Annotated in this window: 10 protein-coding genes; 2 read left to right on the forward strand and 8 right to left on the reverse strand. The window is 70.2% G+C overall.

Features of this window, described 5'->3' with window-relative positions:
* The first annotated feature begins 107 nt into the window (after positions 1 to 107).
* Positions 108 to 3,605, forward strand: coding sequence for an Ig-like domain-containing protein (locus NR810_RS03530; RefSeq protein ID WP_257447683.1), 3,498 nt, complete (start codon positions 108 to 110; stop codon positions 3,603 to 3,605).
* On the opposite strand, the gene NR810_RS03535 is transcribed toward NR810_RS03530, so the two are convergent.
* The 3 genes from NR810_RS03535 to NR810_RS03545 form a co-directional block, all read right to left on the reverse strand.
* Positions 3,602 to 4,813, reverse strand: coding sequence for a GNAT family N-acetyltransferase (locus NR810_RS03535; protein ID WP_257447686.1), 1,212 nt, complete (start codon positions 4,811 to 4,813; stop codon positions 3,602 to 3,604). The genes NR810_RS03530 and NR810_RS03535 overlap by 4 nt on opposite strands.
* Positions 4,814 to 4,891: 78 nt before the next feature.
* The gene (locus NR810_RS03540) at positions 4,892 to 6,067 is read right to left on the reverse strand and encodes a DegT/DnrJ/EryC1/StrS family aminotransferase (protein WP_257447688.1); all 1,176 of its coding nucleotides are present in this window, start codon (positions 6,065 to 6,067) and stop codon (positions 4,892 to 4,894) included.
* On the reverse strand, positions 6,055 to 7,173 hold the full coding sequence (locus tag NR810_RS03545) for a GNAT family N-acetyltransferase (RefSeq protein WP_257447691.1): 1,119 nt from the start codon (positions 7,171 to 7,173) through the stop codon (positions 6,055 to 6,057). Before NR810_RS03545 ends, NR810_RS03540 begins: the two co-directional genes overlap by 13 nt.
* A 248-nt stretch (positions 7,174 to 7,421) precedes the next feature.
* On the opposite strand from NR810_RS03545, the gene NR810_RS03550 reads away from it, so the two are divergent.
* Complete coding sequence (locus NR810_RS03550; protein WP_257447694.1) at positions 7,422 to 8,828, forward strand: FAD-dependent oxidoreductase; 1,407 nt, start codon at positions 7,422 to 7,424, stop codon at positions 8,826 to 8,828.
* Positions 8,829 to 8,856: 28 nt separating this feature from the next.
* Here NR810_RS03550 and NR810_RS03555 read toward each other — a convergent pair whose 3' ends face one another.
* The 5 genes from NR810_RS03555 to NR810_RS03575 all read right to left on the reverse strand — a co-directional run bounded on the left by NR810_RS03555 (position 8,857) and on the right by NR810_RS03575 (position 14,889).
* On the reverse strand, positions 8,857 to 9,936 hold the full coding sequence (locus NR810_RS03555) for a gluconeogenesis factor YvcK family protein (RefSeq protein ID WP_257447697.1): 1,080 nt from the start codon (positions 9,934 to 9,936) through the stop codon (positions 8,857 to 8,859).
* 87 nt (positions 9,937 to 10,023) lie between these two features.
* Positions 10,024 to 11,409 (reverse strand): sugar transferase, encoded by a 1,386-nt coding sequence (locus NR810_RS03560; RefSeq protein WP_257447700.1) that lies wholly within the window; start codon positions 11,407 to 11,409, stop codon positions 10,024 to 10,026.
* Between the two features lie 86 nt (positions 11,410 to 11,495).
* Entirely contained in the window at positions 11,496 to 12,233 is a 738-nt protein-coding gene (locus tag NR810_RS03565; protein ID WP_257447703.1) for a CpsD/CapB family tyrosine-protein kinase, read from the reverse strand.
* 40 nt (positions 12,234 to 12,273) lie between these two features.
* The gene (locus NR810_RS03570) at positions 12,274 to 13,695 is read right to left on the reverse strand and encodes a GumC family protein (RefSeq protein WP_257447705.1); all 1,422 of its coding nucleotides are present in this window, start codon (positions 13,693 to 13,695) and stop codon (positions 12,274 to 12,276) included.
* A gap of 42 nt (positions 13,696 to 13,737) precedes the next feature.
* Positions 13,738 to 14,889, reverse strand: a complete 1,152-nt coding sequence (locus NR810_RS03575; protein ID WP_257447708.1) for a hypothetical protein — start codon at positions 14,887 to 14,889, stop codon at positions 13,738 to 13,740.
* Positions 14,890 to 14,915 lie beyond the last annotated feature (26 nt).

Genomic DNA, 14,915 nt, shown 5'->3' on the forward strand with positions numbered 1-14,915 from the left:
ATCCCAGGTTGATCCCGTGAATGCCCCCTCTCCCTCTGGGAGAGGGCTGGGGTGAGGGTCTACGAACCCGGCCCCGAGCTGTCATCCCCTGGACCTGGAGTGGCACGATGGAACCCGTGCTGGCGAAGTCCTACAGGTCGCTGCGGAAGCTGTCGGAGGGAGGAATGGGAGAGGTGTTCCTCGCCCTGACGACCAACCCGCTCCGCAAGCACATCGTCCTCAAGAAGCTCAAGCTGGACCCAGAGGATCCGTACGCGAGGGAGCGCTTCCTGGACGAGGCGCGGATCACCTGTGCGCTCCGCCACCGGAACATCGTGGAGGTGTACGACGCCTTCGAGAACGGGGGCGAGCTGTACCTGGAGATGGAGTGGATCCGCGGGAGGAGCGTGCGGCAGGTGCTGGACATGCAGCGCCAGCAGCCGGTGCCGCCGCGCGTCGCGGGGGCGATCATCCACGACGTGTGCCGGGCCCTGGACGCGGCCTACCGGACGGAGGGGCGGGACGGACGGCCGTTGGCGGTCATCCACCGGGACATCACACCCAACAACGTGATGGTCAGCTTCGAGGGCGTGGTGAAGGTCATCGACTTCGGCCTGGCGAGGGCGGCCAGCACGCTCTCGGGGACGGCGGGGGTCGAGCGAGGGACACCCGAGTACCTGTCTCCGGAGCGAGCGGAGGAGATCCTCCGATACACGGATCCCCAGGGCGAGCTGGCCTCGAGAGGAGCACGGGAACCAGAGCCGCTCGATGGGCGGAGCGATCTCTTCTGCGCGGGCCTGTTGCTCCACGAGCTGCTCACGGGCAGGTCCCTGTTCGGCGGACAGCCGCCACGAGGGGACCTGTCCCCCGAGGAGATGAGGGTCTGGCAGAACGCGGCGCTGCACCGGATCGTCCGGTGCGAGGAGCCGCTGGTGGGACTCCCCCCGGAGCTGGAGCCCATCGTCCGCAAGGCGCTCGCGAAGCAGAGGGAGGAGCGCTACGCGACAGGCCAGGAGATGGCGGACGCGCTGCGCGAGGCGGTGGGAGGGGTGGAGGCCGCGGAGCTGGCGGGCTTCCTGCGCCAGAGCTTCCCGGATGGCCCGGAGAAGCTCGCGGCGCTGGAGGCGGCGATCGAGGCGGAGCCCCTGCGCCTCGTCCCGGTGACTCCGGCGCCCCCGGTGCCGGAAGTAGCGCCAGTCCCAACGGCGCCACCCAGAACACCCGAGCCGCCGCCCAGGCCGGCCCGTTCACGAGGCTGGCTGCTCGCGCTTCCCGTGCTGCTGGCCCTGCTCGCGGGCGTGGCGTGGTGGCTCTGGCAGGGCGTCCAGCCGAGCGCGCGGCATTCCACGGTGGATGTGGTGGTGGCCGACCCGCGCAACCTCGTGGGGAGCAAGGTCACGGTCATCGTGGGGGTGAATGACGCCAAGGGCCGGCCGCTCCCGGAGCAGCAGGTGTGGCTCACGGTGGTGGGCGCGTCCGGGACCTCGAAGCGACTCCAGGGAGTCAGCGAAGGCACGGGCACGGCCCGGTTCGAGTTCTCCTGGCTGGCACCGGAGAAGGTGACGCTCTCGGTGCTCCTCAACCCGGGCTCTCGCGAGGTGCCGTTGGAGGCGCGGCCGGTGACCTTCACGGCCGGCCTTCCGGACGCGGAGAACTCCTCCTTCATCGAGGTCTCCAAGAAGGCGCCCGTTGGAGAGGAGGCCGTCTTCAAGGTGGCGCTCCGGGATGCGGGGAACCACCCGACGGCCGGCTGGGAGGTGACCTTCACCGTCAAGGGCGGCGACGACGCGCGGGAGACCCAGGTGAAGGCGGATGAGCGGGGCATCGCGGAGCTCCGCTACCGGACGAAGTGGGCGGGCTCCCGGAAGGTGGGGGCGAGCGTCGTCACGGAAGGCGGGCGGAGGGAGCTGCAACCGGTGGAGGTGCTCTTCGAGGCCGGGCCACCGCACGCACGGGAGTCCACCCTCGAGGTGCGCGTCCCGCCGAAACCCGCCGGGCGCGAGCAGCTACCGGTCGCGGACGGGCAGGAGCCGGTCGAGTTGGAGGTGACGGCGCGGGACGAGTACGGCAACGCCGTGTCCGGCTGGCCGGTGCGGCTCGAGGTCCCCGAGACGGAGGGGTACACCGTGGAGCAGCCCGTGGCCACGGATGAGCAGGGCCGCGCGAGGGGCATCCTCCGCGCGACCCGGACGAAGCCGGTCCATGTCCGGGTGCTGCTCTCCGAGGGCCCCCGGCCCGTGGAGCTGGGAACGGATGTGACGTTCGCCCCCGGAGCTCCCAGCCAGAAGCACTCCGGCTTGTTGGCGAAGCCAGCGAAGGTCACCCTGAGCGGGAAGAACCGCGCGGTGCTCACGGCCACGGTGCAGGATGCGAACGGCAACCCCATCCCGGGGCTGGTGGTGCGCTTCGAGGCCAGGGGAACGAGCAGCCGGGTCGAACCGAAGGAGACGTCCTCCGACGAGGAGGGACGCGCCTCCATCAATCTCTGGTCCACGCGCATCGGCAAGAAGTCCGTGATCGCGACCATCCACCGCCCCGGGCGGCGTGAGGTGCTGTTCCCGTTGCAGACGGAGGTCCTCTTCGAGGCGAGCGCGCCCGGCGCGGACAAATCGACCCTGAGCGCCAGCACGGAGACGGCCACGGCGGACGGGAAGGAAGCCATCACCGTGACCGCGGTGGTGCGGGATGCGAACGCCCATCCCGTGCAGGGCCGGTACGTCCTCCTCTCCTCCAGTGATGCCGAGGGCCAGTTCGATCGGCGTCTGGGCCCCACGAATGCGCAAGGGCTCGTCACCACGAGCCTCACGTCCACTCGCGCCAAGGAGATCACCTTCTCGGCGGTGATCGAACCCCTGCGTCCCGAGGAGCAGGCGATGCCCCTCGGCGATCAGGTGACGGTGCGGTTCGTCTCCAGCCCCCCCGACGCGAACGCCAGCCGCCTGACGGCCTCGAAGAGCTCACTGACGGCGGGAGACACCTCCACGCTCCAGTTCGAGGTGATGGACGCCAAGGGCCGCCCCATCCCCGGCGCGAAGGTGCAGTGGAAGGCCTCGGATGCGAAGGCGCGCTTCCAACAGCGCGACCTCTCCACGGATGAACAGGGGCTCGCGAGCGCGATCGTCCTGCTCACGAACGCCGGGAAGACGCGCATCACGGCCACCGCCGAGCTCGAGGGCCGCACCGCGACGAAGGACGTGGAGCTCACGGTGGGCAGCGGGCCCGTGGACTCGGTGGCCCTGACGACGGATGCGTCCGGGCTGCCCGCGGATGGGCTCGCCACCGCGACCCTCACGCTCCTGGCGAAGGACCGCTACGGCAACCCGGTGGAGAACCAGGAGATCGTGGCCTGGGAGGGAGTGGAACCGGAGGATGGGTTCGAACCCGCCTCGTCCACGACCAACGCGGCGGGCGTGGTGACCGCGACGCTCGCCACGAGCAAGGCCGGCCGGAGGTCCCTCAAGGCCGTGGTGGGCCGGGGTGACCAGGCCCTGTCGGCGGAGTGCTCTCTGACCTTCGAGGAGCCGGAGAAGCCCGCCACTCCCAGCCAGGACCCCGCGCCTCCCGCACCGGAAGGCACGTCCCCGGAAGAGGAGGAATCGGAGGCGAGCAACGCCCCCGTGCCCTAACCGCGCACCGCGGCCTTCCTGCGCCGCCACCGGCGCACCCGCTCGACCATGTCCTGGGGCAGCACGCGCTTGGCCACGTCCCGCACCTGCTTCATGGCCTCCTCGCGCCGCACGAGCCACTCCCCTCCCCCGCCCGGCGACAGCACCCGCACGGACACCGTGCGCCGCTGCTGCGTCGTCCAGTCGGACTTGTAGGACTCGGTGCCTCGGAGGAAGTCGTACTCGGTGAGCCCGGACTCGATGGCGTCGCGGAACGTCTCTCCCACGAGCACCAGCCCCACGCTGCGGTTGCGCCAGGCCGGGTCATACCCGGACTGGAAGTAGATGAACGAATCCCGGTGGAGGATGCCGTACACCGAGGCCACCGCCTGGCCGCCCACCTTCATCGTATAGAGCCGCAGCCGGCCCCGCTCCGCCAGCAGCTGCGTGGCATCGCGGTGGAAGGACTCGACGCCACTCCCCTTGATGCCCTGCGAGCCCCCGTCCGACGCCCACCGCATCGCGTGCAGCCGGAAGAAGTCCGTCAACGGCCCGGCCAGCTCACCCGGCGCCTCCGTCTTCTCGATGCGGTAGCCCTCCTGCTTCTCCAGCCACTTCTTCCGGCGCAGGTAGTTGTCCCGCCGGCTCGTACGCCGCAGGAAGGCATCGAAGGACTCGCCCTTCGGCAGCGGCTCGTACGGGCACACGTATCGCGTCGACAGGCTCAGCTCCGCCCGCGTCTTCTCGAACGTCTCCCGCAGCACCCGCACCGTCACCGAGTCCTCTCGCAGGTCCGTCAGGTCCAGCACGTCCCACTGATCCCTCAGCTCCCACAGCGCCGTGGCGAAGAGGCGCGCCACTTCTTCCTCGCGCCCCCTCCTCGCGACCACGTCCAGGTAGTCGCTGCCCACGTGCGTCTCGCCCAGGAACGACAGCCGCCGCACCGGACGCCCCAGCACCCACTGGTACTCGAAGCCCAGTGGCATCAGCCCCACCAGCGCCCCCGTCCGATCCTTCGCCTGCAGGATGAAGGGCTTCCGGTCCGGTGCGATGCGCCGGCACCACGGGTACAGCCACTCCCACGCGTTGAAGGGGCCCGCGTTGCTCCCGTCGAGCAGCGCGTTCCAGGCCCGCCTCAGGCCCGCGATCTGTGACACCTCCCGCACCGCTCCAACGTCCAGCCACTGCGCCGGGCTCGGTGTGGGGGACAGTTCCGCTTCGTGAATCACGGTCTCGACCTCGTGTTTCGAGATACCCTCACCCCAGCCCTCTCCCAGAGGGAGAGGGCGGGTGTCTCCGTCTCAAGCTCAGCCCGCGTGCTTGCGGTTGCGGCGATCCTGCGTCAGCGCGCCTCGCACCACCCCGGCCACATCCGCCATCACCTCCGGCGAGAGATCCTGGTGACACGGAATCTCCACGATGCTCCGCCTCAGCTGCGCCACCTCCGGGAACGCCGACGCGTCGCACGCCGGGTGGAAGTGCCGCCAGAAGTCGATCGCCTCGATGCCCTTCGCGTGCAGCCTCGCCAGCACCTCCGCCTTGTCCTCCACCACCAGCGGGTAGAAGAGCGGGCTCACCCCCGCCGGCAGCTGGTTGAACAGCGGTTGTGATACGTCGCGCAGCCGCCCCAGCAGGAAGAAGTAGTTGCGCCGCCTCCGCTCGACGATGGCCTCCAGATCCTGCGCCTGGGCGATCCGCTTCGCGAACGGGCTCATCCCCAGGTCCACGTGCCGCCGATCGAAGTGCTGCGTCCCCGTCGCCACGCGCTCGATGTCCGCCGCCTTCACCGCCCCCTTGCCGAGGCTCCGGATGAAGCGCCGCAGACCACGGCCGAACGAGCCTCCGCGCAGCTCCAGGTTCTGCAGCAGCGCCGACACCGTGTGGCTCAGCGTGGACGTGAGGGGCGGCCTGGGCGGCTCGGGCAGGCTGTACTGCCGGGGGCCATTGACGGTGAGCGCCCCGCCATGCGGCAGCGGCAGCGTCTTGTAGAGGCAGAAGATGCCGATGTCTCCCGTCGTCCCCAGCGGCACCGAGCCGTCCGCGCTCAGCAGCGACAACGCGCAGTCCTCGATGAGCGGCAGGCCGTGCTTGTCCGCCAGCCGGCGCATGTCGTCCACGGGGCCGGGGAAGCCCGCGTAGTGGGTGAGGTAGAGCGCCTTCGTCTTCGGCCCGATGCGCCGCTCCACGTCCTCCACGTCCACGTCCCAGCGGCTGCCCACCCGGTAGAAGCGCGGCGTGGCGCCCGCGTCCGCCACGGCCTCCACCTCCACTCCGTGGTGGTAGGCCGGCATCAGCACCTCGCCCTTGTCCAACCCCAGCATCTTCACCGTCGTCCAGACGGCGTTGCGGGCGAAGTAGAACCAGCGGACGTTGGACGCGTGGAAGGGCATGAAGCCGCTCGGCTCCCGGTGGCCGAACAGCATGCCCGGCCAGAGCGTGGGCAGAGCGGGGACGAACAACCTCGAGTTCTTCACTTCTTCCATCGCGCCACCACCTCCCTGGCCACGGGGGCCCACCGGAACTTCGCCGCGCACAGCGCGCGGCCATATGCCGTATCGTTGAAGACGTAGAGCCAGGTGTGCCGGCGGACCTCGTCCGTCCAGTCCCGCTTCCACACCATGTCCGGCCCCAGGAAATCGAACTCGCGCAGGCCCCGCGCGATGCACTCGCGCAGCACCTCTTCCATCAGCAGCTGGCCCGGGCTGCAGTCGCTCAGCGACTCGTCGTAGCCGGGCTTGAGCAGGAAGTAGCGCCCGCCGTACTCCAGCCCGTACTGGAAGGCCACCGCGCGCCCGTCCAGCCGCAGGTAGTACAGCGCCAGCCGGCCCGCGTACCCCGCCTCGCGCGCCAGCTCCGAGTAGAAGCCCCGGGTGCGCCCATCCTGCGCCATGGCCGTGCCGCGCCGGCCCTTCCACCCGCTGGCCTCCAGCTCGAAGCCCTCCTCCAGCTTCACCTCCAGATCCAGCCCGCCTTCCACGCGCTCCACCGTGACGCGGCCCTTCTCCTCCAGCTTGCGGCGCCGGCGGCGGCAGTTGGCCTTGAACTTGGACTGCAGCGTCTGCTGGTACGCCTCCCACGAGCCCGGCAGCGGGATGTAAGGCGATTGCAGCGACTCCCACGTCCCCACGGGGAACCCCGCCGCGCCCGCCGCCTCGTGCAGCTTCCAGCCCGTGCCTCCCTCCGGCACGTCCGTGAGCAGCAGAACGTCCCAGCTCTTGTCCTGACGCAGGTGCTCGAAGAACGCCGCCGCGGCGGCCTCGGGCTCGCGCGCAACCAGATCGAAGCGGCACGAGTGCGGGTTGGCCGTGGCGGACAGCTGCCGCACCGGCACCCCGTACATCGAGGCCTTCCCGGCCATCAGCGGCAGGGCCGCGGTGAGGCGCCCCTCCTCGTCGCGCCGCGTCAACACGCGCAGCCGGGACTCCGGGGCGAAGTTGTCCACCCAGATCCGGAAGAACTCATGACGGTAGAAGGGCTCGTTGGCCGTGGACTCCACGAGCGCGTTCCACTCCGGCTCCAGCCCCATGAAGGCGGTCCGGTCCGTCGCCTCGACGACGCGCGGCGCGGGAGTGAGCTGTCTGGCTTCCATGTGTTGTGTCCGGCTCCTGACGGCGCGGGGCCCCCGAGGTCCCGCGTGGGCCGCAAGGTGGTAACGGACGTGGCCGCCAACAACCCGCGCGCGTCGTTTCGCCCGGAGCAGCCACCGAGCGGACAAGCGGGTCCCCTCTTCTGTCGGACAGCCGAAACTCGGAGGCGGTACGTGCCGGGTTACCCGATTCGACTCCACGGCGGAGGTCGCCTAGAATCCCGGTACCTCTTCCCAGTGCTGAGGATCACATGAGCACTCCGGACTCCCGTTCCTCCACGCCGGCCGGCGGGCACGCCGTCGTCTACGGAGGCAGCATGGCCGGGCTGGTCGCGGCGGGCGTGCTGTCCCGTCACTTCGAGCGCGTCACGCTGGTGGAGCGGGACCGCTTCGAGGACGGGCCCCAGCCGCGCAAGGGCGTCCCCCAGGGGATGCACGTCCACGGGCTGCTCACGCGCGGAATGAACATCCTCCGTGACGTCTTCCCCGGCTTCCGGGAGGATCTCGAGGCCGCCGGGTCCCGGTGCCTGGACATGACCGGGGATCACGCCTGGTACATGTCCGGCATCTGGCGCCCGCGCTTCCAGAGCGGCATCTCCTTCCATGCGCAGAGCCGGCCCCTGCTGGAGTGGGTGACACGCAAGCGGCTCCTGGCCCTGTCCAACGTGCGCCTCGTCGAGGGCCGCGAGGTGACCGGCTTCCTGACGAGCGCGGCGCACTCCCGCGTCACTGGCATCCAGCTCCGGGCCCCGGGTGGCGGCGAGGAGGAGACGCTCGAGGGCGAGCTGGTGGTGGATGCCAGTGGCCGCGGCTCGCGCACCCCCCAGTGGCTGGAGGCGCTGGGCTACCCCCGGGTGGAGGAGACGCGCATCCACGTCGACGTGGTCTACGCCAGCCGGCTCGTCCGGATGCCTCCGGGCTTCAATCCCGGCTGGAAGATGCTGAACATCGCGCCCGAGCTGCCCAGGGAGCGGCGGCTGGGCTCGTTCGTGAACATCGAGGGAGACCGCTGGCTGATCTCCATGTGCGGCTGGCTGGGCGATCACCCGGCCCTGGACGACGCCGGCTACCTCGAGTTCGCCCGGAGCCTGCGCGATCCCTACCTCCATGAGGTGTTGCGGCACACCGAGCCGCTCTCCCCCATCACCGTCTTCCGCTTCTCCCACAACCAGCGGCGCCACTACGAGCGGATGCCGCGCTTCCCCGAGGGCCTGGCGCTGGTGGGAGATGCGTCCTGCTCGTTCAACCCCGTCTACGGCCAGGGCATGACCACGGCCGCGCTGCAGGCCCAGGTGCTGGGCGAGTGCCTGCGTCAGGGTCTGGGCGGCGCCTCTCAACGCCACCGGCAGCGGGTGGGCCAGCTCCTCGAGGTGCCCTGGTCGCTCGCCACCAGTGGAGATCTCCGCTTCCCGGAGGTGGAGGGCACACGCTCGCCCGTGAGCGGACCGCTGAACTGGCTCGGAGATCGGCTCCACCGGCTCGCGAGCCACGACGAGGAAGCACTCCGCGTCTTCCTCCGGGTGATGCACATGCTCGAATCACCCGCGGCCCTCTTCTCCCCGCGGATGGTGCTCAAGGCGCTCACCACCCGGCCCGACGCCGCCGCCCTGAAGCGGAGGCCGGAGCCGGTCTCCGTCTCCCAGTCCCGGGCGGCGTGAGGGGCCCCGGAGCCGGGGCCCCACCCCACTACAGGCCGCTGCGCGCCATCTTCATCAGGCAGCGCGCCACCTTGCCGCTGTCGTGCCGGATGCGAGGGCCCTCCTTGAGGAGGTCCGCCTCCACCGGCACGACGCCCGCGCTGAGCAGGGCGCGGCGATCCACCCGGACCGGAAACGAGCCCTTGAGCGCATAGCGGCGGGCGGCCTCCTCGGAGGGCGCGGTGCCGTTGAGCAGCACCGCGTCCAGCACCGGGCCCACGTGGTCGATGACGGCGCGCACGTGGTCCAGACAGTCCATGCCGTCCGTCTCGCCCGGCTGCGTCATCAGGTTGGCCACCATCACCTTGAGCGCCCGCGTCTCGCACAGCGCCCGGGCCACCCCGTCCACCAGCAGGTTGGGCATCAGGCTCGAGTACAACGAGCCCGGGCCGATGGCGATGAGGTCCGCCGTGTAGATGGCCTCCAGCAGCCCGTCCACCGGCGGCGGCGAGCGGGGGCTGAGCAGCACCTTGCGGATGCGGCCATGGGCGCGGCTGATGTTGCGCTCGCCCACCACCTCGGTGGAGTCCTCCATCTGCGCCACCAGCTGCACCGGCGACGTGGTGCTGGGCAGCACCCGGCCCTTCACCCCCAGCAGCTCCCCGGAGACGCGCACCGCCTCCAGGAAGTCGCCCTTGAGCTCGGCGAGCGCGGCGATCAGCAGGTTGCCCACCGCGTGGCCCGCCAGCCCCTTCTTCCCGCCGAAGCGGTACTGGAACACCTCGCTCAGGGGGTTGTTCGTCTTCCCCCCGGCCAGGGCCACCAGGCAGTTGCGCACGTCCCCGGGGGGCAGCACCCCGCGCGTGCGCCGCAGCCGGCCCGAGCTCCCTCCGTCATCACTCATCGCCACCACGGCGGTGATGTCCAGGCCCGGATCCCCCACCTTCGGCGAGGCCCGGCGGGCCAGGCCCTTGAGCACCATGGGAAGTCCCGTCCCTCCGCCCATGGCCACGATCCGCGTCGGCCGGACATCGAGCGCCTGAAGCAGCTCGTTCCGGTTCGCCGTCCGGCGCTCCGCGCGCGCATCCCTCTCCCACGCCTCATCGAGAGACGATTCCGACTCGAGCATGTCCCCTACCCCTCTCCAACGCCCATCCGACACACCCACCGCCGGGCCCTCCCCGGCGGTGCCAGCCCCGAGCCCCTCCGGCCCGTCCTACCGCGCTCCCCGCGCCAACAACACGTGCCTCACCGTGTGGAAGATGATGCCCATGTCCAGGAACAGCGAGCCGTTCTTCACGTAGTACAGGTCGAACTCCAGCTTGTTCCGCGCATCCTCCACCGACGCCCCGTACGGGTAGCGGATCTGCGCCCACCCCGTCAGGCCGGGCTTCACCGCCTCGCGCAGCCCGTAGAAGGGAATCTGCTGCTTGAGCTGCTCGACGAAGACGGGGCGCTCCGGCCGCGGCCCCACGAAGCTCATGTCCCCCATCAACACGTTGAAGACCTGGGGAATCTCGTCGATGCGCGTCTTGCGGATGAATCGGCCCACCCGCGTCACGCGGTCGTCATTGGCCCGGGCCCACACCGCGCCATCCTTCTCCGCGTCCGTGCGCATGCTGCGGAACTTCCACAGCCCGTACGGCTTGCCTCCCAGGCCCGTGCGCTCCTGCCGGTAGAAGATGGGGCCCTTGGAGTCCAGCTTGATGGCCAGCACCACCAGCACCAGGAAGGGCGCGGCGCACAGCAGCAGCACCGAGGCCACGAGGATGTCGAAGACGCGCTTGGCCGCGCGCCGCACGGGCGAGACCGTCAGCTCGTCCGCGAAGGCGAAGTCGCTGGTGCGCAGGTGCGCCACCGGAATCCGGCGCAGCACGCGCTCGCAGAAGCCCGTGGCGTCATACACCCGGCGCCCCGCCAGGCGGCAGCGCAGCAGCGCGTCCATCCACTGGCCCCCGCGCATGTCGTCCATGGCCTGCACCACGAATCCGGCCTTGTACCGCTCGGCCACCACGTCCACCGGATCCGGCGCCCGCCCGTTGGCCAGCGGCGCGCGCGGGTCCACCAGGGCCACCACCTGGAAGGCGTCCTCGCCCCCCTGCTCGATGAGCGTGGCCACCGCGCGCGCCTTGAGCCCATCGCCCACGATGAGCACCCGGCTGGGGTTGCCCACCACCGCGCGCAGCGAGGCCCGCACCAGCAGCGTCCCCGCGAAGGCCCCCATGCCGCCGCCCAGCAGCGCGCCCGGAGGCAGCTGCACCGGCAGCACCGCCGGCGCCAGCATCATCAACACCCCGACGACGGCCGTCGTCACCCCCGCGGCCTTGAGCAACCGCGCCCCCCGGCTCCGGTCCTCCGCCGCCACCCGCAGGTCGTACAGATCCATCAGGTAGAGCGAGAACTGGAACGTGGGGACGAAGGTGGCCCCCAGCAGGATCAACGCTGGCACGGACTGGGCCAGCGGCATGTGGCTGTTGGCCGGCGCCAGAATCGTCGCGCAGCCCACCGCGCCCATCAGACAGGTGAGGGCGATGGCGACGCTCTCGATCACGAAGAGCGCCAGCTTCCTGGATGAAAAGTAATGGTGGAAAACCCGAAGCACGTATCTCCCTCCGACCGCCTCACCATCGCCCGGTGCCACGACATCCGGCCGCGCGTCCCCTTCCCGCGCGGCCGGATGTGGACCCACTACTTCCTGACGTAGTTCTTCAGATACGGGGTGTCGCTCAGCTCCGCCCCGTTGAGCACGCAGCCCAGGATGGGCGCGCCGCCCAGCTGCTCCACGGCCTGGTTGACCGCCCGGGCCGGGGTGACGTTGGCGCGCACCACCATGAGCAGCCCGTCCGTCTGGTGGCCCAGGATGGCCGAGTCCGCGAAGGGCAGCGTGGGCGGCAGGTCCACGTACACCTCGTCGAAGTGATCGCGCACCACCTTGAGGAACTGCTTCATCCTCGCGCTGGCGAGCGCCTGGGTGGGCTCCTCGGGCGTGCCGCCCGCGGTGATGACGGCCATGCGGGTGGCCTGGAAGCGGCGCACCAGGTCGCGGATCTCACACTCCCCGGCCAGCAGCTCCGACAGGCCCGGCCGGCCCCTGATGCCCAGCACGTCCGCCACCTGGCCGCGGCGCAGGTCCGCGTCGATGAGGAGGATGCGCCGCTCCGGATTGGCCCGGGCCGCCGCCAGGGCCAGGTTCACCGTCGTCACCGTCTTGCCCTCGCCGGGCATGGCCGAGGTGACGCCCACCACCTTCAGGGGCCGCAGCTCGCGCATCCGCTCCAGCCGGTAGTAGAGGCTGCGGTACTGCTCCGCCGCGCTCGAGGCGGGCGCCGTCAGCGACACCACCCGCTTGTCCACCGCGTTCGGCGAGCCCGCGGCGTCGTCAACGCGAGGAAGGAAATTTCCCGCCCTCTCCATGGTCTGTTCCATCTTGTTCCTCTCCGATTCCGCGTTGTTCACCCGAAGACCCCTAGTTCAGCGGCGAGTCCGACGAAGACGGGGGCACGACACCATTTCGCACTCCGGTCGCGGGCATCAGCACCCGCTTCTCCGCCTTGCCTTGCATGTTCGGGACCACCGCGAGCACGGGGAGGGGCAGGCGGTCGCGCAGCTCCTCGGTGTCGCGGATGCTGTCGTCACGCATCTCCAGCACCACCGTGATGAGCACCCCCAGGCCCAGGGCCACCAGGAAGGCGATGATCATCCCGCTCACCCGGTCCGGCCTGGCGGCGATCGTCGGCACGCCCGCCGGGGACACGACGTGGAAGAGGCTCTCGGCGCTCTTCATCTCCAGATCCTGGGCGATCTCCGCCTCCACGCGGCGGGACACCACGCTCTGGTACTTGGTGCGGGCGATCTCGTAGTCGCGCTGCAGCACGCCCAGCTCGTGGGCCCACTGCGGGGTGCGGTCCAGCCGCTTCTGGTAGTCACCGGCCTGCTGGTGCAGGGCGTCGATGTCCTTCTGGATGGTGGCGATGAGGTCGCTCACACGAGCGCGCTCCTGACGCTCCACCCACTGGCGGCTCTCGGCGTCCTTGCGCCTCTCACGCATGGAGGAGAGCTCCTGGGACAGCCGCTTCACCTCGGGGTGATCCCCCGTCCACGAGGAGCGGGCGGCCACCAGCTGCTGGGTGAGCGAGTGCTCGGCGGACTCGAGACGGCCCGCCTCGCTGTCCGCGGCATTGCGAGCCCGCGCCAGCTCGGAGCGGCGGGCCTCGGCCACGCGCAGCTCCTCGGACTTCGTCTGCAGCAGCGCGCCCACGCGCTCCAGCCCGCGCATGTTCATCTCCAGCTGCTCGGGCAGCTCACCCAGGTGATCCACCTTGAACTGGGCGATCTTCCGCTCCCAGTCGGTGACGCTCTTGGAGAGCGACGTCAGCTCGTCCTGGAAGAGCTGCGTGGCCCGGGCCGCCTGCTCCTGGCGCGACTTGAGCGCCTGCTCGGAGAACAGCTGCGGCAGCCGGTTGGCCACCTGCGCGGCCACTTGAGGATCATGACTCGCGTACGTCAGCTCGAAGGCGCTCTCCCCCTCCACGCGCACGGTGAGATCCTTGCGCATGCGGGTGACGGCGGCCTCGATGCCGTCCTCGGAGACGATCTCCGGATAGAGGTTCATCTCCTCGATGGCCCGCTGAAGGACGGGGCGGGACATCAACTCCTGGCGGACGGTGAGCAGGCGCTGCTCCACCAGCTCACTGACGGTGCGCTGCACCATCTCCTCACCCGGCCGCTGCGGCTGCACTCGCACCACCGCCGTCGCCTCGTACACCTTCGGCTGGCTCAACACGATGGCGGCTCCCACCGCGAACACTCCCAGCACGATGGCCCCGACCAGCACCTTTCGGCGCCACAGTGCCTTCAGCACCTGGTCTGCCGTCATCCCACGCTCCATGTGCGCTCCTCCTCCTCGCTCCACCTTGTCGCTCCAGCTCAACTACCAGGCCGTCATGTGCAGGCGGACAGCCGCGACATTCCGGGTCAGGTTCACGTCCTCCGCGGCCTCGTCCACGCCCACCTGGGCGATGCGATCCACGGCACCCTGCATCGACACATACCGATTGATCTTGAACTCGACTCCCGCTCCCAGTGCGTAGCCCTGGGCCACTCGCGGGCCTCCATTGAAGGTGAAGGCCCCTTCTCCCGGCGCCCGCCCGTTGCGGAAGAAGCTGGCGGCGCCATAGACGGACAGCCGTTGGCTGAAGTGGTGGTTGAACACCATGCCCGCGTAGTCCGCCCACAACACGTTGGCGAAACCGCTCGCGCCCACCAGGTCATGTCCCGCGATGACGCCCAGGTCGAAGCGCCTCGCCTCGTGCAGCAGCTCCAGCTTCACCCGGGGCACCAGGCCGCGGGTGCCATCCCCACCGAGGAAGGACACCGGACCGCCGCGGGCCGTGAAGGTGGTCTGCCTCGTGAGCCGGTAGCGCAGGGCCGCGGAGACTCCGTGCGACTGATCGAAGCTGTCGCCGAAGATGAAGCCCTGATAGCGGTACTCCGCGCCCAGGGAGAGCCTGCGCGTGGTGCGCAGCCAGATCTCCGCGTACGGGTTGTGCACGAAGCCGGGGGTCCGGTCTCCGTACAGCATCCGCACGCCCTCGAACCCGTAGCCGGCGCCCACGTCCACCTGCCGGCTCAGCCGCCCCGAGACATACATCCGCGTCTGTCCATAGAGGACGGGCTGGGCGGCGCGCGCCACGCTCTCGCGAGGCAGGGAGGCGGGATCCGTCACCCGGTAGATGCCACCGGAGACCTCCACCCGCAGGCGGCGCGACAGCAGCTTGCGCACCGACAATCCCAGACGGTGGTCCAGGGACACCTTCCCGGAACCATGCCGCATGAGCAGGTCCGCCGCGTAGAAGCTCTCCAACGTCAGCGTCGGATCCTTCACGTCCAGCCCGAACCGCGGCGTCAGCTTCGTCATCAGCTGACCATCGATGTCGCCCGTCTCACTCAGACGGAAGTCATCGTCGTAGCGCTCCTCGAGCGACAGCCTGGCCCGAGGCTCCACCACCGTGGCCGCGAGCGCGGCCGGAGCGGCACCACACACCACCGCCGCCGCCACCCATCCCTTCCATGAACGTCTCACGGCACCCTCCATCCCCGCACTCCGAC

This window comes from Archangium lipolyticum, from assembly GCF_024623785.1.
Taxonomy (GTDB): Bacteria; Myxococcota; Myxococcia; order Myxococcales; family Myxococcaceae; genus Archangium; species Archangium lipolyticum.

What these genes read in the sequence shown, in the direction of transcription:
- NR810_RS03530 (WP_257447683.1), top strand. Translation starts at nt 108, where the DNA reads ATGGAACCCGTGCTGGCGAAGTCCTACAGGTCGCTGCGGAAGCTGTCG.
- NR810_RS03540 (WP_257447688.1), bottom strand. Translation starts at nt 6,067, where the DNA reads ATGGAAGAAGTGAAGAACTCGAGGTTGTTCGTCCCCGCTCTGCCCACG.
- NR810_RS03545 (WP_257447691.1), bottom strand. Translation starts at nt 7,173, where the DNA reads ATGGAAGCCAGACAGCTCACTCCCGCGCCGCGCGTCGTCGAGGCGACG.
- NR810_RS03550 (WP_257447694.1), top strand. Translation starts at nt 7,422, where the DNA reads ATGAGCACTCCGGACTCCCGTTCCTCCACGCCGGCCGGCGGGCACGCC.
- NR810_RS03555 (WP_257447697.1), bottom strand. Translation starts at nt 9,936, where the DNA reads ATGCTCGAGTCGGAATCGTCTCTCGATGAGGCGTGGGAGAGGGATGCG.
- NR810_RS03565 (WP_257447703.1), bottom strand. Translation starts at nt 12,233, where the DNA reads ATGGAACAGACCATGGAGAGGGCGGGAAATTTCCTTCCTCGCGTTGAC.
- NR810_RS03570 (WP_257447705.1), bottom strand. Translation starts at nt 13,695, where the DNA reads ATGGAGCGTGGGATGACGGCAGACCAGGTGCTGAAGGCACTGTGGCGC.